The sequence below is a fragment of the Scandinavium sp. NPDC088450 genome, assembly GCF_044900545.1.
GTDB lineage: Bacteria > Pseudomonadota > Gammaproteobacteria > Enterobacterales > Enterobacteriaceae > Scandinavium.
The window spans coordinates 34,361-57,456 of record NZ_JBJDNI010000004.1 but is presented as its reverse complement, the minus strand read 5'-3'; the positions used below and the strand labels follow the sequence as shown (position 1 = coordinate 57,456).

Annotated in this window: 20 protein-coding genes; 11 read left to right on the top strand and 9 right to left on the bottom strand. The window is 52.5% G+C overall.

Features of this window, described 5'->3' with window-relative positions; genetic code table 11:
* The first annotated feature begins 79 nt into the window (after positions 1 to 79).
* The 7 genes from lolA (at position 80) to ACI2I2_RS05385 (ending at position 8,989) form a co-directional block, all read left to right on the top strand.
* On the top strand, positions 80 to 691 hold the full coding sequence (gene lolA / locus ACI2I2_RS05415) for an outer membrane lipoprotein chaperone LolA (protein ID WP_330984293.1): 612 nt from the start codon (positions 80 to 82) through the stop codon (positions 689 to 691).
* Positions 692 to 700: 9 nt separating this feature from the next.
* Complete coding sequence (gene rarA / locus ACI2I2_RS05410) at positions 701 to 2,044, top strand: replication-associated recombination protein RarA (RefSeq protein ID WP_404656968.1); 1,344 nt, start codon at positions 701 to 703, stop codon at positions 2,042 to 2,044.
* An 89-nt stretch (positions 2,045 to 2,133) separates the two neighbouring features.
* Entirely contained in the window at positions 2,134 to 3,426 is a 1,293-nt protein-coding gene (gene serS / locus ACI2I2_RS05405; RefSeq protein WP_404656967.1) for a serine--tRNA ligase, read from the top strand.
* Positions 3,427 to 3,627: 201 nt separating this feature from the next.
* Positions 3,628 to 6,072 carry a dimethylsulfoxide reductase subunit A gene (gene dmsA, locus ACI2I2_RS05400; protein WP_404656966.1) on the top strand — a complete coding sequence of 815 codons (2,445 nt, stop codon included), beginning with the start codon at positions 3,628 to 3,630 and terminating at the stop codon, positions 6,070 to 6,072.
* Positions 6,073 to 6,082: 10 nt separating this feature from the next.
* On the top strand, positions 6,083 to 6,700 hold the full coding sequence (locus ACI2I2_RS05395; RefSeq protein WP_404656965.1) for a DMSO/selenate family reductase complex B subunit: 618 nt from the start codon (positions 6,083 to 6,085) through the stop codon (positions 6,698 to 6,700).
* A 1-nt stretch (position 6,701) separates the two neighbouring features.
* On the top strand, positions 6,702 to 7,565 hold the full coding sequence (locus ACI2I2_RS05390; RefSeq protein WP_404656964.1) for a dimethyl sulfoxide reductase anchor subunit family protein: 864 nt from the start codon (positions 6,702 to 6,704) through the stop codon (positions 7,563 to 7,565).
* Between the two features lie 275 nt (positions 7,566 to 7,840).
* Positions 7,841 to 8,989, top strand: coding sequence for an MFS transporter (locus tag ACI2I2_RS05385; RefSeq protein WP_330984300.1), 1,149 nt, complete (start codon positions 7,841 to 7,843; stop codon positions 8,987 to 8,989).
* Between the two features lie 39 nt (positions 8,990 to 9,028).
* Here ACI2I2_RS05385 and ACI2I2_RS05380 read toward each other — a convergent pair whose 3' ends face one another.
* From ACI2I2_RS05380 to ACI2I2_RS05360, 5 genes are read right to left on the bottom strand one after another with little or no spacing between them, the layout of a single operon-like run.
* Positions 9,029 to 9,460, bottom strand: coding sequence for a PTS sugar transporter subunit IIA (locus tag ACI2I2_RS05380; RefSeq protein WP_404656963.1), 432 nt, complete (start codon positions 9,458 to 9,460; stop codon positions 9,029 to 9,031).
* Complete coding sequence (locus tag ACI2I2_RS05375) at positions 9,461 to 10,378, bottom strand: transketolase family protein (RefSeq protein ID WP_404657106.1); 918 nt, start codon at positions 10,376 to 10,378, stop codon at positions 9,461 to 9,463.
* The gene (locus ACI2I2_RS05370) at positions 10,378 to 11,175 is read right to left on the bottom strand and encodes a transketolase (protein ID WP_404656962.1); all 798 of its coding nucleotides are present in this window, start codon (positions 11,173 to 11,175) and stop codon (positions 10,378 to 10,380) included. The genes ACI2I2_RS05375 and ACI2I2_RS05370 overlap by 1 nt, the downstream gene beginning before the upstream one ends.
* Before the next feature lie 12 nt (positions 11,176 to 11,187).
* Complete coding sequence (locus tag ACI2I2_RS05365; protein ID WP_404656961.1) at positions 11,188 to 12,453, bottom strand: PTS ascorbate transporter subunit IIC; 1,266 nt, start codon at positions 12,451 to 12,453, stop codon at positions 11,188 to 11,190.
* Between the two features lie 17 nt (positions 12,454 to 12,470).
* Positions 12,471 to 12,746 (bottom strand): PTS sugar transporter subunit IIB, encoded by a 276-nt coding sequence (locus tag ACI2I2_RS05360; RefSeq protein WP_404656960.1) that lies wholly within the window; start codon positions 12,744 to 12,746, stop codon positions 12,471 to 12,473.
* A 123-nt stretch (positions 12,747 to 12,869) separates the two neighbouring features.
* Here ACI2I2_RS05360 and ACI2I2_RS05355 point away from each other — a divergent pair, with 123 nt between their 5' ends.
* Together ACI2I2_RS05355 and ACI2I2_RS05350 are read left to right on the top strand one after the other, a co-directional pair.
* Positions 12,870 to 13,718, top strand: a complete 849-nt coding sequence (locus ACI2I2_RS05355; RefSeq protein ID WP_404656959.1) for a MurR/RpiR family transcriptional regulator — start codon at positions 12,870 to 12,872, stop codon at positions 13,716 to 13,718.
* Positions 13,719 to 13,737: 19 nt separating this feature from the next.
* Entirely contained in the window at positions 13,738 to 14,610 is an 873-nt protein-coding gene (locus ACI2I2_RS05350; protein WP_404656958.1) for a LysR family transcriptional regulator, read from the top strand.
* A gap of 37 nt (positions 14,611 to 14,647) precedes the next feature.
* Here the strand turns inward: ACI2I2_RS05350 and pflA are convergent, their stop codons facing one another.
* From pflA to ycaO, 4 genes are all read right to left on the bottom strand, one after another.
* Positions 14,648 to 15,388 carry a pyruvate formate lyase 1-activating protein gene (gene pflA, locus ACI2I2_RS05345; RefSeq protein ID WP_404656957.1) on the bottom strand — a complete coding sequence of 247 codons (741 nt, stop codon included), beginning with the start codon at positions 15,386 to 15,388 and terminating at the stop codon, positions 14,648 to 14,650.
* Positions 15,389 to 15,606: 218 nt separating this feature from the next.
* Positions 15,607 to 17,889 carry a formate C-acetyltransferase gene (gene pflB, locus ACI2I2_RS05340; RefSeq protein ID WP_404656956.1) on the bottom strand — a complete coding sequence of 761 codons (2,283 nt, stop codon included), beginning with the start codon at positions 17,887 to 17,889 and terminating at the stop codon, positions 15,607 to 15,609.
* A 51-nt stretch (positions 17,890 to 17,940) separates the two neighbouring features.
* Positions 17,941 to 18,798, bottom strand: coding sequence for a formate transporter FocA (focA, locus tag ACI2I2_RS05335; protein ID WP_404656955.1), 858 nt, complete (start codon positions 18,796 to 18,798; stop codon positions 17,941 to 17,943).
* A 398-nt stretch (positions 18,799 to 19,196) separates the two neighbouring features.
* Positions 19,197 to 20,963 carry a 30S ribosomal protein S12 methylthiotransferase accessory factor YcaO gene (gene ycaO, locus ACI2I2_RS05330; RefSeq protein ID WP_404656954.1) on the bottom strand — a complete coding sequence of 589 codons (1,767 nt, stop codon included), beginning with the start codon at positions 20,961 to 20,963 and terminating at the stop codon, positions 19,197 to 19,199.
* 135 nt (positions 20,964 to 21,098) lie between these two features.
* Between ycaO and ACI2I2_RS05325 the strand changes: the two genes are divergently transcribed.
* Together ACI2I2_RS05325 and serC are read left to right on the top strand one after the other, a co-directional pair.
* The gene (locus ACI2I2_RS05325; RefSeq protein WP_404656953.1) at positions 21,099 to 21,791 is read left to right on the top strand and encodes a DUF421 domain-containing protein; all 693 of its coding nucleotides are present in this window, start codon (positions 21,099 to 21,101) and stop codon (positions 21,789 to 21,791) included.
* 178 nt (positions 21,792 to 21,969) lie between these two features.
* The gene (serC, locus tag ACI2I2_RS05320) at positions 21,970 to 23,058 is read left to right on the top strand and encodes a 3-phosphoserine/phosphohydroxythreonine transaminase (RefSeq protein ID WP_404656952.1); all 1,089 of its coding nucleotides are present in this window, start codon (positions 21,970 to 21,972) and stop codon (positions 23,056 to 23,058) included.
* The last annotated feature ends 38 nt before the right edge of the window (positions 23,059 to 23,096 follow it).

Genomic DNA, 23,096 nt, shown 5'->3' with positions numbered 1-23,096 from the left:
CTGTCCCGCTGTTGGCGAGAAGCCTACAGTGGGGGCAGAGAGACTCCCGCGTCGGGAGTGACGCATTTAAGGAATCAAGATGAAGAAAATTGCCATCACCTGTGCCTTACTGACCAGTTTTGTTGCAAGCCACGTCTGGGCGGATGCGGCGAGCGATCTCAAAAGCCGTCTGGATAAAGTGAGCAGCTTCAACGCCAGCTTCACGCAAAAAGTCACCGATGGTAGCGGCAATGCGGTACAGGATGGGCAGGGCGACCTTTCCGTCAAACGGCCCAATCTCTTCAACTGGCACATGACCCAGCCAGATGAAAGCATCCTGGTGTCCGACGGCAAAACCCTGTGGTTCTATAACCCGTTTGTTGAACAGGCCACCGCAACCTGGCTGAAAGATGCGACCAGCAATACGCCGTTTATGCTGATTGCCCGTAACCAGTCCAGCGACTGGCAGCAATACAATATCAAGCAGAATGGCGATGATTTCGTACTGACGCCGAAAGGCAGCAACGGCAACCTGAAGCAGTTCACCATCAATGTGAGCCGCGATGGCACCATCCATCAGTTCAGCGCCATTGAACAGGACGATCAGCGCAGCAGCTACCAGCTGAAATCCCAGCAAAACGGCGCTGTAGAGGCATCTAAATTTACCTTTACTCCGCCTAAGGGAGTAACTGTGGACGATCAGCGTAAATAAGAGGCGTGCGTGAGCAATCTGTCGCTCGATTTTTCTGATAATGCGTTTCAACCTCTGGCCGCCCGTATGCGGCCAGAAAATTTAGCGCAGTACATCGGCCAGCAGCATCTGCTGGCCCCAGGTAAACCTTTGCCACGGGCGATTGAAGCAGGCCATCTGCATTCAATGATCCTGTGGGGGCCGCCTGGAACAGGAAAAACAACGCTGGCAGAAGTGATTGCCCGTTATGCCAACGCTGATGTTGAGCGCATTTCTGCGGTAACGTCAGGCGTCAAAGAGATCCGCGAAGCTATCGAACGCGCTCGTCAGAATCGTAACGCCGGGCGGCGTACCATCTTGTTCGTCGACGAAGTTCACCGTTTCAATAAAAGCCAGCAGGATGCGTTTCTTCCGCATATTGAAGACGGCACCATTACCTTTATCGGTGCGACCACCGAGAACCCTTCCTTCGAACTGAATTCGGCATTGTTGTCGCGGGCCCGCGTTTATTTACTGAAATCACTGACCACTGAAGACATTGAAAAAGTGCTGACTCAGGCGATGACGGATAAGGCACGTGGCTATGGCGACCAGGATATTGTGTTGCCCGATGACACCCGAAAAGCCATTGCAGAACTGGTTAACGGTGATGCCCGCCGTGCGTTAAATACGCTGGAAATGATGGCGGATATGGCTGAGCTGGACGGCGCGGGGAAGCGAGTCCTTAAGCCTGAACTGTTGACAGAAATTGCCGGGGAACGCAGCGCTCGCTTTGATAATAAAGGCGACCGTTTTTACGATCTGATTTCGGCATTGCATAAATCAGTACGCGGCAGTTCACCCGATGCAGCACTTTACTGGTATGCACGCATCATCACGGCTGGCGGTGACCCGCTGTATGTCGCTCGCCGCTGTCTGGCTATTGCGTCAGAAGATGTGGGCAATGCCGATCCTCGTGCAATGCAGGTCGCTATCTCCGCGTGGGATTGTTTCACTCGCGTGGGGCCGGCAGAAGGGGAACGCGCGATTGCACAGGCCATCGTCTATCTTGCTTGTGCGCCGAAAAGTAACGCTGTTTATACCGCGTTTAAAGCCGCAATGGCGGATGCGCGCGAACGTCCTGATTACGATGTGCCTGAGCATTTACGTAATGCGCCGACCAAACTCATGAAAGAAATGGGCTACGGTCAGGAATATCGTTATGCGCATGACGAACCGAATGCGTACGCCGCCGGGGAAGTCTATTTTCCGCAAGAAATGTCGCAAACGCGCTATTATCAGCCGTCCTCTCGCGGCCTTGAAGGCAAGATTGGTGAAAAGCTCGCCTGGCTCGCCGAACAGGATCAAAATAGCCCCACAAAACGCTACCGCTAAACAGGGCGTTGCGGTAAGGTTGTCACTGTATCTCTATGACCGCAGGCTGCGGTCTTTCCTAATTTCAATTCGATAAGCACAGGATAAGCATGCTCGATCCCAATCTGCTGCGTACCGAGCCAGACGCAGTCGCTGAAAAACTGGCACGCCGGGGCTTTAAGCTGGATGTAGATAAGCTGGTCGCTCTTGAAGAGCGTCGTAAAGTTCTGCAGGTAAACACTGAAAATCTGCAGGCCGAACGTAACTCGCGATCGAAATCCATTGGCCAGGCGAAAGCGCGCGGGGAAGATATCGAGCCGTTACGCCTGGAAGTGAACAAACTGGGTGAAGAGCTTGATGCCGCGAAAGCTGAGCTCGACGAGCTGCAGGCTGAAATTCGCAACATCGCGCTGACCCTGCCGAACATCCCTGATGACTGTGTGCCTGATGGCAAAGACGACAGCGAAAACCAGGAAGTCAGCCGCTGGGGCGAACCGCGTAAATTCGATTTCGAAGTCCGTGATCACGTCACCCTGGGTGAAATGGCGAAAGGCCTGGATTTTGCCGCTGCGGTTAAACTGACCGGTTCTCGCTTCGTTGTGATGCAGGGGCAAATTGCGCGCATGCACCGTGCCCTGAGCCAGTTCATGCTGGATTTGCATACCGAACAGCACGGTTACATGGAAAACTATGTCCCGTACCTGGTGAACCAGGATACGCTGTATGGCACAGGCCAACTGCCTAAATTTGGCGGTGATCTGTTCCACACTCGCCCGCTGGAAGAAGAAGCGGACGCCAGTAACTATGCCCTGATCCCAACGGCTGAAGTTCCGCTGACTAACCTCGTGCGTGACGTTATCCTGGATGAAGATTCTCTGCCGCTGAAAATGACCGCCCATACCCCATGCTTCCGTTCCGAAGCGGGTTCTTACGGTCGTGACACTCGCGGTCTGATCCGTATGCACCAGTTCGACAAAGTTGAGATGGTGCAGATAGTGCGTCCGGAAGACTCTATGGAAGCACTGGAAGAAATGACTGGCCACGCGGAGAAAGTGCTGCAGTTGCTGGGCCTGCCATACCGTAAAGTCCTGCTGTGCAGCGGTGATATCGGGTTTGGTGCGCGTAAAACCTATGACCTCGAAGTCTGGTTGCCAGCGCAGGACACCTACCGTGAAATTTCTTCTATTTCCAACTGCTGGGATTTCCAGGCTCGCCGTATGCAAGCGCGTTGCCGCAGTAAAGCAGACAAGAAAACCCGTCTGGTTCATACCCTGAACGGTTCTGGTCTGGCTGTCGGCCGTACTCTGGTTGCGGTACTGGAAAACTATCAGCAAGCTGACGGCCGCATTGAAGTGCCGGAAGTGCTGCGTCCTTACATGAACGGTCTCGAGTTCATCGGCTGATCCCGTCAAAATCTTCTTCAAAAAGCGCCTTCGGGCGCTTTTTTTATGCCTGTCTTGATACTGAACAATAACCCTTCAGTCGAAAGCGGGGATACTCCTTCCGAATTATAAGCTGCATAAAACTCTAAAAAAGACTGATTTCGTTATATACACAACTATATAACGAATGATTCATTTCAATGAGCAATGAAGTGAGTATCCATGAAGATTAAAGCCCCCGACGCTTTGCTGAGCGCAGAAGTCAGCCGCCGAGGTTTAATGAAGACCTCTGCGATAGGTGGGCTGGCCATGGCCAGCAGCGCCTTCACATTACCCTTTACACGAATCGCTAATGCGGCTGAGGCTATCGCCCCCGCAGGTGTTGCAGAGAAAGTTATCTGGAGCGCCTGTACGGTCAACTGTGGTAGCCGTTGCCCGCTGCGTATGCACGTCGTGGACGGTGAAATCAAATATGTCGAAACGGACAACACCGGTGACGACAACTTTGATGGTTTGCATCAGGTTCGCGCCTGTTTGCGTGGGCGTTCTATGCGCCGCCGTGTCTACAACCCGGATCGCCTGAAATACCCGATGAAGCGTGTAGGTAAGCGTGGGGAAGGTAAATTCGAGCGCATCAGTTGGGAAGAAGCGTATGACACCATTGCCAACAACATGCAGCGTCTGATTAAAGATTACGGCAATGAATCCATCTACCTGAACTATGGCACCGGCACGCTCGGTGGCACCATGACGCGTTCCTGGCCACCAGGCAAGACGCTGATTGCGCGCCTGATGAACTGCTGTGGCGGCTACCTGAACCATTACGGTGACTACTCAACCGCGCAGATTGCGATGGGCCTGAACTACACCTATGGCGGTTGGGCCGACGGCAACAGTCCGTCAGATATCGAAAACAGTAAGCTTGTGGTGCTGTTTGGTAACAACCCAGGCGAAACACGTATGAGCGGCGGCGGGGTGACTTACTACCTCGAGCAAGCACGTGAGAAATCCAATGCCCGAATGATCATCATCGATCCACGCTACACCGACACCGGTGCAGGTCGTGAAGATGAGTGGATCCCCATTCGCCCAGGCACTGATGCAGCGCTGATTTCAGCGATTGCCTGGGTGATGATTAACGAAAACCTCGTTGATCAGCCCTTCCTCGATAAGTACTGCGTTGGCTACGACGAGAAAACCCTGCCAGCAGGCGCGCCAGCCAACGGTCACTATAAGGCTTATATTCTGGGGCAGGGCAATGATGGCATTGCTAAAACGCCAGAATGGGCTTCCGCGATCACCGGTATTCCTGTCACGCGTATTGTTCAGCTTGCTCGTGAAATTGGCACCGCCAAACCGGCCTTCATCAGCCAGGGTTGGGGTCCGCAGCGTCATGCGAATGGCGAACTGGTTTCCCGTGCGATTGCGATGCTCTCAATTCTCACCGGTAACGTTGGCATCAATGGCGGTAACTCAGGGGCTCGTGAAGGCTCTTACGATTTGCCGTTTGAACGCATGCCGACTCTGGATAACCCGGTTCAGACCAGCATCTCCATGTTTATGTGGACAGATGCAATTGAACGCGGCACAGAAATGACCGCATTGCGTGACGGTGTGCAGGGCAAAGATAAGCTTGATGTGCCGATTAAGATGGTCTGGAACTATGCAGGTAACTGCATTATCAACCAGCACTCTGATATCAACCGCACACACGACATCCTGCAGGATGACAAGAAGTGCGAGCTTATTGTGGTGGTGGATTGCCACATGACGTCCTCTGCGAAATACGCCGATATCATTCTGCCGGACTGCACAGCTTCCGAGCAGATGGACTTCGCGTTGGATGCCTCGTGCGGCAACATGTCGTACGTGATTTTTGCCGATCAGGCGATTAAACCACGCTTCGAATGCAAAACCATCTATGAGATGACCACCGAACTGGCGAAACGCATGGGCGTGGAGCAGAAGTTCACAGAAGGTCGTTCTCAGGAACAGTGGATGCGCCATCTGTATGAGCAGTCCCGCAAGGCTATCCCGGAGCTGCCTTCCTTCGACGAATTCCGCCAGCAGGGCATGTTCAAGCAACGTGATCCAGAAGGGCATCACGTGGCTTACAAAGCGTTCCGTGAAAACCCGGCGGCTAACCCATTAACAACGCCATCAGGGAAAATCGAGATTTACTCCGCTGAGCTAGCCAAAATTGCGGCTACCTGGGAGCTGGCACAGGGCGATGTTATCGACCCCCTGCCTATCTACGATCCTGGTTTCGAAAACTATAACGACCCGTTGACCAAACAGTATCCGTTGCAGTTAACCGGTTTCCACTACAAGGCGCGTGCGCACTCCACCTACGGCAACGTTGATGTGCTCAAAGCTTCTTGCCGTCAGGAAATGTGGATTAACCCAATGGACGCGAAACAGCGTGGTATCAGCAATGGCGACCGCGTGAAAATTTTCAACGGCCGTGGCGAAGTGCACATTGAAGCGAAAGTCACTCCGCGCATGATGCCGGGTGTTGTGGCTTTAGGTGAGGGGGCCTGGTATGCGCCGGATGCGAAAGGTATCGATCAAGCCGGTTGTATCAACGTGCTGACGACACAGCGTCCATCGCCATTAGCGAAGGGCAACCCGTCGCACACTAACCTCGTCCAGGTCGAAAAAGCGTAAGGAGTAACCGATGACCACTCAGTATGGATTTTTTATTGATTCCAGTCGCTGCACCGGTTGCAAAACCTGCGAGCTGGCTTGTAAAGACTACAAAAACCTGACGCCAGATGTCAGCTTCCGCCGTATTTACGAATATGCCGGTGGCGACTGGCAGGAAGACAACGGCACCTGGCATCAGAACGTTTTTGCCTATTACCTTTCCATCGCTTGTAACCATTGCGAAGATCCGGCCTGTACTAAGGTCTGCCCGAGCGGTGCGATGCATAAGCGCGAAGATGGTTTCGTGGTGGTGAATGAAGATGTTTGCATTGGCTGCCGCTACTGCCATATGGCGTGTCCGTACGGTGCGCCGCAGTATAACGAAGCCAAAGGTCACATGACCAAGTGCGACGGTTGCCATGACCGCGTAGCAGACGGCAAAAAACCGATTTGCGTTGAGTCTTGCCCACTGCGTGCACTGGACTTCGGCCCAATTGAAGAGCTGCGTAAAAAGCATGGTCAGTTAGCGGCTGTCGCACCGCTGCCGTCTGCGCACTTCACCAAACCAAGTATCGTAATCAAACCAAACGCCAACAGCCGCCCGACGGGAGATACCACCGGCTACCTGGCAAACCCGAAGGAGGTTTAAGATGGGAAGTGGATGGCATGAATGGCCGCTAATGATCTTCACGGTCCTCGGGCAGTGCGTGGCTGGCGGTTTTATTGTTCTGGCGCTGGCGCTTATCAAAGGCGGGCTCTCTCGTGAGCAGCAGCGTCTGGTGGTGCTGACGATGTTTGGTCTGTGGGTGTTAATGGGGCTTGGCTTTATCGCTTCTATTCTGCACCTTGGCTCACCGCTGCGCGCGTTTAACTCCCTGAATCGCATTGGCGCCTCTTCGCTGAGTAACGAAATTGCCAGTGGCTCCGTGTTCTTTGCGGTGGGGGGCATTGGCTGGTTGCTGGCTGTTATCAACAAGCTGCCTCAGGCGCTCCGTAACGTCTGGCTGGTGCTGACGATGGTGCTGGGCGTGGTGTTCGTGTGGATGATGGTACGCGTGTATAACACCATCGATACCGTACCGACCTGGTACAGTGTCTGGACGCCAATGAGCTTCTTCCTGACACTCTTTATTGGCGGGCCGCTGCTGGGTTATCTGCTGCTGCGTGTTGCCGGGGTTGAAGGTTGGGCGATGCGTCTGCTTCCGGCTATCTCGCTGGCAGGGCTGTTGGTCAGCGCGATTGTAGTGGTGATGCAAGGCAGCGAGCTGGCGACCATTCACAGCTCGATTCAACAGGCTTCGGCTTTAGTACCCGCCTATGGCTCGCTGATGGCCTGGCGTCTGGCCATTCTCGCGCTGGCGCTGGTGTGCTGGATTGCACCACAGGTGAAAGGGCGCTTGCCAGCGGTACCGCTGCTGAGCCTGGCCTTTGTGCTGGTCGTAGTGGGTGAGCTGATTGGTCGCGGTGTGTTCTACGGTCTGCATATGACGGTGGGCATGGCTGTCGCCAGTTAACGCAATGTATTGTCCCGGGCTGCAACGGCCCGGGGCAATAAAAAATGCTTTCTTTCCATGAAATTTTTCAACTGAAAATAAGTCGCTGTTTTTCTCCTTTCTTAATAAAAACAATGGAATAATTTAAAAATAAATTCCATTGCCGCTGCGCTGAATAAAAAACTTCAATTGTTCCTCTGAAAGCCGCGTCAGCACTGGCTTCGCGCCGATTGACTTTGCCGCAAAGAGTGGCATGATGCGCTCGAATTCTGATCATCCTCACGGTTTTTTAACTCATGTCCACGTATTCCCGCCCAGTGCTTTTATTGCTCTGTGGCTTACTTTTGCTGACTCTGGCTATCGCGGTGCTTAATACGCTGGTGCCATTGTGGTTGGCTCACGATCATCTGCCCACCTGGCAAGTCGGAATGGTGAGTTCGTCCTATTTCACGGGCAACCTGGTTGGCACGCTACTTTGTGGACGCCTGATTAAGCGCTTCGGCTTCAATCGCAGCTATTATGTCGCCTCACTGATCTTTGCTCTCGGGTGCGTAGGGCTTGGCTTTAGCATCGGCTTTGTCAGTTGGATGGGCTGGCGATTCCTGGCCGGCATCGGCTGCGCCATGATTTGGGTGGTGGTGGAAAGTGCGCTGATGTGCAGCGGCACGTCCCGCAATCGCGGACGTCTGCTGGCGGCTTACATGATGGTCTATTACGTGGGGACCGTGCTGGGGCAGTTGATGGTCAGTAAATTGCCGACAGATTTAATGAGCGTCCTGCCATGGGTCACTGGCATGGTGCTGGCGGCGATCCTGCCACTGCTGTTTACCCGCATCATGAATAACCAAAGCGAGCATGAGGCACCCACGCAGGTCTGGCCGATGCTGAAACTTCGCCAGGCACGTCTGGGCGTGAACGGTTGCATTGTTTCCGGGATTGCTCTCGGCTCATTATACGGCCTGATGCCACTGTGGCTGAACCATCAGGGTTACAGCGATTCAGGCATTGGCTTCTGGATGGCGGTGATGGTGAGCGCGGGGATCGTGGGGCAGTGGCCGATTGGTCGCCTGGCCGATCGCTATGGCCGTTTGCTGGTATTGCGAGTACAGGTGTTCGTTGTCATTCTGGGCAGTCTTGCGATGCTGAGTGGTGCGGCAATGGCACCGACTTTGTTTATCCTTGGTGCCGCGGGTTTCACACTGTATCCGGTAGCCATGGCCTGGGCGTGTGAAAAAGTTGAACATCATCAACTGGTCGCGATGAATCAGGCGTTGCTGTTGAGCTATACGATTGGCAGTCTGCTGGGCCCAACGTTTACCTCGATGTTGATGCAAAATTTCTCTGATAATTTGCTGTTCGTGATGATTGCCAGCGTCGCCTTTATCTATCTGTTGATGCTGCTGCGCAAAGCCGGGCATCACCCGACGCCAGTGGCACACGCCTGACGGCATATCCGGCCTGAATATCCAGGCCGGACGTTTTCCCTAATGAATGGCGTTCAGCAATGCTGTTTCGTTATCGGTTGCCAGAAGCTCCTCCAGTCGGTTTTCCTCATCCAGCCACTGTGTCAGTTGTTGAATTTTTGCCAGATGATCGCTGCCATTGCCTGCAGCCAGGACGATCAGCAAGCCTACGGCATCGTGGCCCTCAAAGAGCACGTTATCGCGAATGCGTAGCAGTGAAAGATGTGTTTCCTGACTCAGCACGCCTTGTTCGGGCCGGGCATGCGGCATTGCAAATCCTGATGTGAGGATATACCAGGGACCGCTTTCTTCCGTTTCCGCAATGATAGCTTCTGCATACTCCTGACTGACAAGACATTGCTCCTCAAGTGGCTTACAGGCCAGGCGCACAGCCTGTTGCCAGTTCGAACAGCGCTGAACAAATTGTACGGCGCGAAAGGCAAATATTGGCATTCAGGCCTCGCTTAACGCCTTAAACAACGCTTCTCCGCTTATGCCATATTTTGCCTTTAGTTGCCGACTGTTTCCGGATTCAGTGAAGGTATCCCGGGTGCCGAGACGGATGAGTCTTGCTCCGCTCCCAACGTCTGCCATAGCCTCTGCAATCTGACCTCCCAGCCCACCGTTAATGGTGTGGTTTTCAAGCGTCGCGATGAGCGGGCATGAGCCCGTGAGTTGTAAAAATGCCTCGCTGTTAAAGGGTTTCAGGCAGGCTACGTGAATGAGTTTGCCGTGCCGCCCGCTGGCTTCCAACTGCTCAAAACCATCACTGGCCTGTTCCAGCACCGTTCCCTCATACAAAATGGCAAAATCGTTACCGCTGTCGCGAACGGCAGCGATATCCGTGACGCGTGGAACCTGAGATTTGTCCCTTACAGGCATCGGTTCGCGGGCGACACGGATGTACACGGGCCCCTTTATGCTGGCTGCTTGCTCAAAAGCTGCTTCTATTTCTTCCGCATCTGCAGGGGAGAGAATGGTGATCCCCGGTAATACGCGAGTTAACGCCAAATCTTCCAGGGCATGATGCGATGCCCCATCCGGGCCGTCATCCATGCCAGGATGGCTGCCAACCAGTTTGATATTCGCTTTGGCGTAACAGGCTTGCCGCAACTGAGTCCAGGCGGTGCCGGTGACGAACATCGCAAAATTGACATAGAAGGCAATATTTCCTTCTAGCGCCTGGCCCACGGCGAAGCTCATTGCCGAACCTTCGGCGATGCCCATCTCAAAAAATGCTTCGGGAAACTGCGTCTGGAATTGATCTGTTCGGGTTGAGCTGGCCAGGTCGCTGTCGATGACCACGACGGGATAGCCTTTGTGTTTGAGGCTTATCAAAGCATGGCCGATTTCATCACGGGGGGCTTTCATCATTGCAATTCCTCCATTGCCTGCTGATACTGTTCTGTGGTCGGCGTTTTTGAATGCCAGTCGCCATTGTTCTCCATATAACTAACGCCACATCCTTTGGTTGTATGGGCCACAATTGCGACGGGTTTGTCCTTAAGATGGCGCGAAAGCATTAGCGCGTCGGCGACCTGATGCATATCGTTGCCGTTATGCAGTTCAAGAACATGCCAGCCAAAGCAGCGGATTTTGTCTGCCAGGGGTTCGAGGTTGATCACGCTGTTGACCGGGTCGTGTGAGGAAAAACCGTTGTAATCGATTATCGCTACCAGATTGTCCATTTTCATGTGGCCTGCTTGTTGCAGTGATTCCCAGATTTGCCCTTCATGCATCTCCCCATCGCCCAGGATGGCAAATACGCGATGGGGATCGCCTGCGAGTTTTTTTGCCGCCGCCATGCCCAGCGCAACGGATAGCCCTTGCCCCAATAATCCGGTTGTGGCATCGACTTCGGGGAGGGATTTGATGCTGGGATGGCCCTGCAGACGTGAATCTATCTGTCGAAAGGTGTTGAACTCAGTGCGGTCAATGACTCCCAACTGATGCAGAAAGGCATATTGCGCCGCAACGGCGTGACCCTTGCTCATCACCAGTCGTGCCCGGGGAGAGGCAGTCAGGTCGATTTCACGGTGATACAGCCAGGTCAGGATCTCCACAATGGAGAGCGCACCACCCGGATGCCCAATACCCGATTCATAAATCATGCTGACGATATCGCGCCGCGCCGTCAGCGCATGCAGTTTTAGTTGCTCAATAGTCATAGCCACTCCTGATTACGGCAGCATTTTGCCGATGTAGTACACAACGAGACCGAGGGCGACGAAGTCTGTTTCCGGGAAGCTGGTGCCCGAAAGACCAACAGACTCCATAATGGGATAGATAAGTGCCGGGCCAATCCCAATCAAAATGCCGGTGACAAAGCTGCCAGCCATGGCACCTTTCCAGCCGCCAGAGGCGTTACCGAATACCGCCGCGGTGGCACCAATAAAGAAGTAGGGGATAGCCACAGGGATAATGACTGTCTGACCAATCATCGCCAGTACGCCCATCACCACCAGGCCGCCAATAAACGACGAGATGAATCCCAGCACAGTCGCCGTTGGGGCATAAGGAAAGACCACCGGGCAATCAAGGGCTGGTTTGGCATTAGGAATGAAGCGCTCAGAGATACCGAGAAATGCCGGGACAATTTCTGAGAGCAGCAAGCGCACGCCGGTAATGATGATGTAGAGCGATGCCGTAAACGTCAGAGACTGGAACAGCGGATACACCAGCCAGTGCATGCCTCCGGCCGCCGCTGTCACGGCTGTTTTACCTGCAGCGAGCGCCGCAATGTAATAGAAGATACTGACCGAAATCGAGACTGAGACAATGTAGTCTTTGAAAATCCCAAGCCAGCCGGGAAGATTCAGCTTTTCGGTTGAATCCTTAGGGTCACCGACCTTCGAGCCAATCCAGCCAGAGGCCGCATAGGCTAGCGTCACATAATGCCCCATCGCAATTTCATCGTTGCCGGTTATTTTGCGCATCCAGGGCTGAGCAATCGCCGGATAGATACAGGCCGCCAGCCCCAGCAGGATTGACCCGGTAAGGATGGTCACCGCATCGCTATAGCCAAGGGCTTTTAAGGTGACGGTCAGCAGAGCAGAGAGATAGAGATTATGTTGCCCGGTCAGGAAGATATATTTAAACGGGGTGATGCGCGCAAAGACCAGATTCCAGCCAAACCCGACGACCATAATCAACGAGACGCACATCGCGAATTTGGTCTGTGCAAGACCGGTCAAGGCTTCTGCCAGCGGCATGACGCCCTTCAGGCCAAATCCTTGACTGAACAGCGTCTGAAAGTTGCCCAGAGAAGTGACTGCAAGCCCGGCGCCCCCGGCGAAGACCAGAAAACCGACGATAGTCTTGAAGGTACCTGACAGGACTTTCTCAATCGGCTTGCGCTGTGTGATTAAGCCGATAAGTGCAATAAAACCAACTAAAAGTGGGGTTACACCGAGAATGTCGAATACAATAAACCTGAGGAGTTCCATATTTCCTCCATGAGGAATTAGTGTGGTTGAACGACGCGGGTCAGCGCAGCTTCCATTTCATCACTGTTCATCAAATCGGTGATGCCGATAGCGTTAAACCCAGCGGCTTCAATTTCGTCGGTGAGGTCACGCATGGTCAGAACAAAATCGATGTCTCGCCAGGTATTGAGGCCGGAGAGGACGTCATGCTCAAGCTCAATATCCCAGCCGTGCTTATCGATAATCTTCTGGGCTTTGATTTTCAGCATCATCGAGCTGCCCATGCCGGTACGACAGACGATAAGACCTTTCATAGGGTGTTCTCCTGCGGTGTGAAAATAATTATTTTTATTTAAATTGCTTTGGAAAATAATTATTATCTCTACCAGTGTGGAAATGATGTGACGTTGATTGCATTTTGTGCAAAAAGGCTAAAAATGAGTCATCCTGATGTTAACTTGCTGATAAACATACGAAATAGTTCATCCGGCCTCAGTCCGATACTGGGGCGTGTGGGGCATTTCATTACTGAAAATCCCGATTATGTGATGCGTCATACGATTTCTGAGCTGGCGGATTCCATCGAAACCAGTGAAGGCAGCATCACGCGTTTTTGCCGCGCCTTTGGGTTTAAAGGCTTTTCTGACTTCCGCACGGCGCTGGCAATGGAGCAGGGGGCTGCACGTCCTGACCAGGACAATCAGGATGAAATGTCGGCCGTGATGTCCAGCATCCGCGACAGCAATGCCATTATTGACAGTAAAGAGCTCCAGAGCGCGGCTGTCTGGCTTAACCAATTGGACCAGGTTGCGTTGTATGCCGTGGGGACCGCAGTGCCTGTCGCCCTGTTTTTACAGATGAACTTGCTGCGAATGGGGAAAGCGGCCAGTTTCATCGATCGCTTCTACCCGACCACCTTGCCGCTCTACGGTACCGAGCAGAAAACCGGCATCATCGTGGTGCATACCGAACAGGCTTCGGCCGATCTTTTGCAGATGCTGGCACAGGCAAAACACCAGGGGGTAGAAATCCTGTCAATTACCCGCGGTACTTTTACGCCTCTGGGCCGCCTTTCGGATAGAAATCTTCAGGCTGCGGTTGCGCTGAAAGGGGAAGGTGAATTTGGGTTTGCCGAGGTGGCTGGCTCGATGATGGTGGCCGATCGTCTGCTGCTCGCCCTGGAAGAGCAAGATGAGCGTTATGCCGCCTGTCGAAAATCACAGCAGAAAAGTATTTTCTCGATTGAGAGCGTCGCGAATAAGCTGTCTGAATACTTTATGTCTTAGGTGAGGATGCGAAGTCACGATGGAGTTGTTGCGTTTTACCCTTGCCCAGATAGAAGCTTTTGCCTGTGTTTGCGAGAGCGGCACGCTGACAAAAGCGGCCAGGAAGCTCAACAAGGACCGTACAACGGTCAGTGAGTTGCTGGAATATCTGGAACTCGATCTGGGCTACAAACTGTTTGATCGTGCCACTCGTCCTTTAACGCTGACACCGCAGGGACAATTACTTTACCGACAGGCGAGGCTCTTTTTGCATGAGGCAGAAGCCTTTTCTCGCGTCGCGAAGCAAATCCCTGACAGCATCGAAACGCAGCTCACGCTGTGTTATGACTTGTTCACGCCCAGGGCGCTCTTACTGCGCCTCGCCCGGCAGCTTGAAGCCCAGCAAATTCAGCTCAATATGATTGCCTGCGAGCGTGCTCAGGCCGAATGCTGGCTTGATGAAGGGAGTGCAGATATCGGCCTTTTTCAGGCCATCAACCGTTCGGTAAACGATCATCTTCACTGGCGGGCGGTAAGCAGTGTCTCGTTGGCTGTTTATGCCCAAAAAGGCTACTTCCCGAAACAACCCGTGTCATTACTGCATTTGGCTTCTCAACCTCAGCTCATGCCGTTTCACGATCTTTCGCCTTCGCTGGCAGGGCGGTTACAGATAGCGGACCGGCTCATTAACGTGAATGAAATCGCGTTACTGAAAGGGTTGCTTCAACAGGGAAGCGGCTGGGCTTTCTTGCCTGAGCATTTTGCGGCAGAGCGACTCAATGGTGTAGAGAGAGTGGACACTGAAATGGGCACAAGAGGATTGACGCACCCGCTGGTGGCGCTCTGGAAACCGGGAATGATCAGTGCGCCGGTACTGGCGTTGCTTCTGAATGCGATGGAGGAAGAAGGGTAAAAACAGCCTCCTGAGAGGCTGTAGACGAGCAGGCCAGTTAGTACATCACTTTGTGACCATACTGCTCAAGAATGCCTTTTACGCGCTCCATGGTCTCTTTCTTCGGCGGATGCACGCCATCGAGTTTGTACTCTTCGCCCATCGCCACCCATTTGTGTTTACCAAGCTCATGGTAGGGCAGGAGTTCGATTTTCTCGACGTTACCCATATCGCGGGTAAATTCACCAAGACGGTGCGCAGAGTCGTCATCGTCAGACCAGCCTGGCACCACTACGTAGCGGATCCAGACGTTAATGTTTTTGTTCGCCAGGTAGCGGCAAAATTCCAGAGTACGGTGATTCGACACGCCGACCAGATTCTGGTGGATGTCGTCGTTCATCTGCTTGAGATCGAGCATGACCAAATCGGTTACTTCCAGCAGTTCGTCAATCACCGGGTCGTAGCGACGGACAAACCCGTTGGTATCCAGACAGGTGTGGATGCCTTCTTTGCGGCAGGCGCGGAACCAGTCGCGGACAAATTCAGCCTGAAGAATGGCTTCACCGCCTGATGCCGTAACGCCGCCACCGGACGCATTCATAAAGTGGCGATAGGTCACCACTTCTTTCATAAGCTCTTCAACCGTAATCTCTTTGCCGCCGTGGGTGTCCCATGTATCGCGGTTGTGGCAATACAGGCAGCGCATCAGGCAGCCCTGGAAGAAGGTAATAAAGCGGATACCTGGGCCATCGACGGTGCCACAGGATTCAAAGGAGTGGATGCGACCAATTGCAGACATTGCGGTGTTTTCTCCAGATACGGCCCATCCGGGGCCAGTGTATGCACAGCTCAATACCGGCTGTGTTAAGTCTGTTTTGACAGAAACCCAATACCCGATAGTCGAAGTATAGATGGCTGGCAAAGCAGGCTGGGGTTGGAGAGTAGTTGTTAAAAAGGCCCCACTTGCGTGGAGCCTTTATTGTACGCTTTTTACAACGTATTTTCAGTCAAAACCACTTACATGGTCTGAGTGAAGGTACGAGTGATAACGTCCTGCTGCTGTTCTTTCGTCAGGGAGTTAAAACGTACTGCGTAACCAGAAACGCGGATGGTCAGCTGAGGATATTTCTCAGGATGTTCCATCGCATCAAGCAGCATTTCACGGTTCATGACGTTGACGTTCAGGTGCTGACCACCTTCGATAGTCGCTTCGTGGTGGAAGTAACCATCCATCAGACCCGCCAGGTTGGTTTTACGTACTTCGTCGTCTTTACCCAGTGCATTCGGCACGATAGAGAAGGTGTAAGAGATACCATCTTTAGCGTAAGCGAACGGCAGTTTAGCAACGGAAGTCAGAGAGGCAACAGCACCTTTCTGGTCACGACCGTGCATTGGGTTAGCACCTGGGCCGAATGGCGCGCCAGCACGACGACCGTCTGGGGTGTTACCGGTTTTCTTACCATAAACCACGTTAGAGGTGATGGTCAGAACAGACTGAGTCGGGATAGCGTTGCGGTAGGTAGTGAGTTTCTGAATTTTCTTCATGAAACGTTCTACCAGGTCAACCGCCATGTCATCAACGCGAGAATCGTTGTTACCAAACTGCGGGTATTCGCCTTCGATTTCGAAGTCGATAGCCAGACCGTCTTCGTCACGAATTGGTTTAACTTTCGCATATTTGATGGCAGACAGGGAGTCAGCAGCAACAGACAGACCTGCGATACCACATGCCATGGTGCGAACCACGTCACGGTCATGCAGAGCCATCAGAGAGGCTTCGTAGCTGTACTTGTCGTGCATGTAGTGAATCACGTTCAGTGCAGTGACGTACTGTTTAGCCAGCCAGTCCATGAAGTGATCCATGCGATCCATCACTTCGTCGAAGTTCAGCACATCGCCTTTGATTGGTTCAGACTTAGGACCAACCTGCATTTTCAGTTTTTCATCAACGCCGCCGTTGATAGCGTACAGCATGGTTTTCGCCAGGTTAGCGCGAGCACCGAAGAACTGCATTTGCTTACCAACAACCATTGGGCTTACGCAGCATGCGATAGCGTAGTCGTCGTTGTTGAAGTCCGGACGCATCAGGTCATCGTTCTCATACTGCAGAGAAGAGGTATCGATAGATACTTTAGCGGCGAATTTCTTGAAGTTCAGTGGCAGTTTTTCAGACCACAGAACGGTGATGTTTGGCTCCGGAGAAGGACCCATGGTGTACAGGGTGTTCAGGAAGCGGAAGCTGCTTTTGGACACCAGAGTACGGCCGTCAACGCCCATACCACCGATGGACTCAGTTGCCCAGATTGGGTCACCAGAGAACAGCTCATCGTACTCAGGAGTACGCAGGAAGCGAACCATACGCAGTTTCATGACCAGGTGGTCAATCATTTCCTGAGCGTCGGTTTCAGTGATTTTGCCTGCTTTCAGGTCACGTTCGATGTACGCATCCAGGAAGGTGGATACGCGACCGAAGGACATTGCTGCACCGTTCTGAGACTTAACCGCAGCCAGGTAGCCGAAGTAAGTCCACTGGATAGCTTCCTGAGCGTTAGTCGCTGGGCCAGAAATATCGCAGCCGTATTTCGCTGCCATTTCTTTGATTTGACCCAGAGCACGATACTGCTCGGAGATTTCTTCACGTAGACGGATAGTCGCTTCCAGGTTTACGCCGTTTTCCAGGTCAGACTGCAGGGAAACGAACTGAGCGTATTTGTCTTTCATCAGGAAGTCGATACCGTACAGCGCAACGCGACGGTAGTCACCGATGATACGACCACGGCCGTAAGCATCTGGCAGACCAGTCAGAACACCGGATTTACGGCAGTTCAGAATGTCTTTGGTGTAAACATCGAAAACGCCCTGGTTGTGGGTTTTACGATATTCAGTGAAGATTTTTTTCAGCATTGGGTCCAGCTCGCGATCGTACGCTTTGCAAGAACCTTCAACCATTTTGATACCACCGAACGGGATAATCGCACGTTTCAGTGGTTTTTCAGTTTGCAGACCAACAATTTTCTCGAGCGCTTTGTTGATGTAGCCAGCGTCGTGAGAAGTGATGGTAGAAGCAACGGAAGTGTCGAAATCAACTGGCGCGTGAGTGCGGTTTTCCAGTTTTACGCCTTCCATGACGTTATCCCACAGGACGGTGGTCGCGTCAGTAGCGCCAGCCAGGAAGGACTCATCGCCTTCATACGGGGTGTAGTTTTTCTGGATGAAGTCACGGACGTTGACTTCGTTCTGCCAGTCACCTTTGGCAAAACCTTCCCAGGCTGTGGCTAACTTTTCATTAAGTTCGGACATGTAACACCTACCTTCTTAAGTGGATTTCTTATTTACTGCCTGAAACAACCCTTAGTGCTGATCGTTGCCACGCAGGTAAATGACCCAGTACGTCAACCCAACCAGCAGACCACCGCCAATAATGTTCCCGATAGTGACCGGAATCAGGTTATCAGTGATGAAGTTCATGACAGTCAGGTGAGAGAAATTGTCCGGAGAAGACCCAATTGCTGTCCAGAATTCCGGGCTGGCGAAGTTGCGAACCACGATACCCATTGGGATCATAAACATGTTCGCAATACTGTGTTCGAAGCCGCTGGCGACGAACATCGCGACAGGCAGAACCATGATCATGGCTTTATCCATCAGGCTGCGGCCAGAGTAGCTCATCCACACAGCGAGACAGACCATCAGGTTTGCCAGGATACCGAGGCAGACGGCCTCAATAAACGTATGATGCATTTTGTGGTCAGCGGTTTGCAGGACGTTGAGTCCCCAGCCGCCGTTGGCGGTCATATATTCGCCGGAAAGCCACATCAGCAAAACAAAGAGCAGACAGCCTACCAGGTTACCAACATAGACGTTGAACCAGTTCTTCGCCAGTTGAAGCCAGGTGATTTTGCCACTTGCTTTTGCGACCACGATAAGCACCGTGGAGGTGAAAAGGTCTGCGCCGCAAATCACACACAGGATAAGGCCCAGTGAGAAGCAGATACCACCAATCAGCTTGGCAATACCAAACGGCATACCCGCAGTGCCTGTCGTGGACGTGATGTAGAAGACGAAGGCAATGGAGATGAAGACACCCGCAGTAATCGCCAGGAAAAAGGTTTTAAGCGGTTGTTTCGTTGCTTTATAGACACCCGCTTCCTCGGCCACTTTGGCCATCTCAGCTGGGAGTAAAAGATCAAAAGGGTTGTCAGCTTTCACACTAACTCTCTCTTTATTAAGTCGGCGACGAGATACTAACAAAGCATTATAGAAGAGAAATTGATATAGATCATATCTCGCCTGGCTTATAGGCCCGCAAAACGCGTGGTTTTTCAACGAATGCGGCGTAACTTTTTGATTATCAAAATAAAAATAAATTTTAAAATTTGCAAATCGAGTTGAATTTTTTCAGTAACCCCCTTTTTAACGGTTAATTAAAATGGAGTAATATGCATTAAAATTAACATTTTTGGTAAGCTACTAATAATAGTGTTTACGCATAATTAACTTAATTATTACAAAATAAAGTTGACGCCGGGGAAAATAAAAACGGGGCCCACTTTGTGGCCCCGTAATATAGCGCAGGCGAATAATTTCGCCATAAATTTATTGTGGTTTTACTGCTGGGCAGACCAGAAGTGAGCTTTTGCTCGTTGCAGCTTCTCGTAAGCTTTTAACAGGCTCTGGTGCGCCGGGAAGGCTTCCAGATCGCTGTCAACAGGCTGCAGACCGTAGAAAGCCTCTTCGCTGCTGAGGGCTGCGCTGGCTGCTTCAACCGCCTCTGCGCCGTACATACGAACAAAGGCGTTCAGATACTGCAGAGGCTGACGCTCTTCTTCCTGTGACAGCAGCAGCAGGGTTTGCAGACAACGGTAATAGTTAGCTCGCTCAGCACTGAACACGGACGCGTTGAATTCCATGGTCCATTCAGTCCAAATCAGGGCTTGTTCCAGATCGCCACCGGCCAGCGCCAGCATTGCTTTCAGCTCGCCAACGCGCAGGGTATACCAGCCATTGTCTTTTCCGGTCGCCATGCCCAGCAGTTCGCGGACGCGGGTGAAATCGTCCAGACCTTCGTCGTCCATCTGCTCAATCAGCGCCAGGTAATCTTCTTTTTCCCAGTCACTGTTCGGCAGAGAAAGAATAGTTTCACGCAGATGGCTGCCCATGTTGTTATTTGCCAGCCACAGGTCTTCGGCTGGATAAATATCAGACATGCCTGGCACCAGAATACGACAAGCGTAAACACTCAGGTGCTCGTAATCGGCAATATAAACTTCTTTATCTTCTGCCTTGAAAATAGCCATCAGGGTGGCGAATTCTTCTTCGGTGGTGCCGGAGAAATTCCAGTCAACAAACGGATAATCTGCATCCTGTTTGAACATATCCCAGGAGATCAGACCGCTGGAATCGATGAAGTGGGTTTCGAGGTTCGCGTGTTCAGCGACTTCTTCATCATCGAAGGTTGGCGGGGTGAAGACGTCGAGATCTTTCAGGCCACGGCCCTGCAGCAGTTCTGTAACGGTACGCTCCAATGCCACGCCAAAATCAGGATGCGCGCCGAAAGAGGCGAAACAGGTGCCGTTTGCCGGGTTGAACAGAACTACGCAGATGACCGGATAGTTGCCGCCGAGTGAACCGTCGTAGGCAAAAATAGGGAAACCTTCCGCTTCAAGCTTGGCGATGGATTCCACGACGCCTGGGTAACGTGCCATCACTTCAGCCGGGATCTCTGGCAGGCTGATGCTTTCTGCGATGATGCGGTTCTTGATATGACGTTCAAAAACTTCTGACAGACCCTGAACACGGGCTTCGTTTGCCGTGTTACCTGCGGACATCCCGTTGGACACGTACAGGTTACCCACGATATTCATCGGAATATAAATGGTCTCGCCATCTGACTGACGAGTGAAAGGCAGGCCGCAAACGCCGCGATCCTCATTCCCAGACTGAAGATCGACCAGCAGGCTCGCGGTCAGTTGATCGTCAGGATCGTAGAAAGCGCGCAAACGAGTATCGAGCAGGCCTTCCGGCACTTCGTCATCGTCTGTCAGTGGGAACCACTTTTCGTTCGGATAATGAACAAATGGGCCGTTAGCGATGGTTTCGCCCAGCCAGAAATCCGCGAAGAAATAGTTGGTGGACAGACGCTCAAAGTATTCACCCAGCGCAGAGGCCAGCGCCGCTTTTTTGGTGGCTCCCTTGCCGTTGGTGAAGCACAGAGCACACTCTTTATCGCGGATATGGACTGACCAGACGTTTGGCACCGGGTTTAACCAGGAAGCCTCTTCAATCTGGAAGCCGAGATCGTTCAGTTTCTGCTGGAATCGGGCGATGGAGTCTTCCAGGGCGGCGTCTTTGCCGGGAATAAATGTTTGAGTCATGACAGTCACTTTTATCGTACGGAAAGCGCGCAATGATACGGGTTTTGCGTGTCATTCGCTATCAATCCGGCACCGGGGGCGAAAATAAAAAGCCCGGCTACGCTTACAAAGATAACTCACTGTTAAGGCCTGTAAATGCAAGCATTCGATCTGCATCGTATGGCACTGGACAAAGTGCCAGTGGATTTTCTTGGCGAAGTGGCGCTGCGCAGCCTCTATACCTTTGTGCTGGTGTTTCTGTTCTTAAAAATCACCGGGCGTCGCGGCGTGCGGCAAATGTCGCTGTTTGAAGTCTTGATTATCCTCACGCTGGGGTCCGCTGCAGGCGATGTGGCCTTTTATGATGATGTGCCGATGTTGCCGGTTCTGGTGGTCTTCATCACGCTTGCTGGCTTATATCGGCTGGTGATGTGGGCGATGGCACACAGTGAAAAACTGGAAGATCTTCTGGAAGGCAAGCCCGTGGTTATCGTCGAAGATGGGCAGTTGGCCTGGGAGAAGCTCCGCGCTGAAAACATGACTGAGTTTGAGTTCTTCATGGAACTCAGGCTGAACAGTATTGAACACTTGGGGCAGGTGAGGCTGGCGATTATGGAAACCAACGGTCAGGTGAGTCTCTATTATTTTGACGATGAAGAGACCAAACCCGGCCTTTCCATTCTTCCGGGCAAGCTCCTTGAACGGTTTACGACGGTGCCGGAAGAGAATGATTATGCCTGCACCTGTTGCAGCGCCATTGATCATTTGCAGGCTGGAGAGAGGAAGCTTTGTCCTCGTTGCGGACACCCGGAATGGTCAAAAGCGTGCAGGGCTAAACGGATCACCTGATAGCCAAATTGTCGGCTTTCTGCCGTCAAGCTGGCACATTCTGTTGTGTGAACCTCGCCACAATTTCTTCGCTGTGAGTATTTGCCATTGCGGGCTGTGTCACTGAATGGTAAAACCGATAGCCACAGGAATAACTTATGCCTGCGGGCTAATAACTTGTACAGCGTGGTGAGGGGAAATGACTCAGGTCTTTAATTTTAGTTCTGGTCCGGCAATGCTTCCGGCAGATGTTCTTAAACTGGCGCAACAGGAACTGTGCAACTGGCAGGGCCTGGGCACATCGGTAATGGAAATCAGCCACCGTGGCAAAGAGTTCATCCAGGTGGCAGAAGAAGCAGAAAAAGATTTCCGCGACCTGCTGAATATCCCTTCAAACTATAAAGTGCTGTTCTGCCATGGTGGCGGTCGCGGTCAATTTGCTGGCGTTCCACTTAACCTGCTGGGCGACAAAACCACCGCAGATTATGTCGACGCTGGCTACTGGGCGGCAAGCGCTGTTAAAGAAGCCAAAAAATACTGCGCACCGAACGTCATTGATGCCAAGGTGACGGTTGACGGTCTGCGTGCCGTGAAGCCAATGCGTGACTGGCAGCTTTCCGATAACGCGGCTTACCTGCATTATTGCCCGAACGAAACCATCGACGGCATTGCGATTGATGAGACGCCGAACTTTGGTCAAGACGTGGTTGTCACTGCCGATTTCTCTTCAACAATCCTTTCGAGCCCGATTGATGTGAGCCGCTTTGGTGTTATCTACGCGGGTGCGCAGAAAAACATCGGCCCGGCCGGGCTGACGCTGGTTATCGTTCGTGAAGACTTGCTGGGCAAAGCACACACTGCTTGTCCATCCATCCTTGATTACACCGTTCTCAACGAGAACGACTCCATGTTCAACACCCCGCCAACGTTTGCCTGGTACCTGGCAGGCCTGGTGTTCAAATGGCTGAAAGAGCAGGGCGGTGTGGCGGCGATGGACAAAATTAATCAGCAGAAAGCAGACCTGCTGTATGGCACCATCGATAACAGCGATTTCTACCGTAATGATGTGGCGAGTTCGAACCGCTCACGCATGAATATTCCTTTCCAGCTGGCAGACAGCGCGCTGGATAAGCTGTTCCTGGAAGAATCGTTCGCGGCTGGCTTGCACTCGTTGAAAGGCCACCGTGTTGTGGGTGGCATGCGTGCTTCTATCTATAACGCCATGCCGCTGGCAGGCGTTCAGGCACTCACGGACTTTATGAAAGAGTTCGAACGTCGCCACGGTTAATTGCCCAATGTTCATCCCCGTAGTCTGACTGCGGGGTT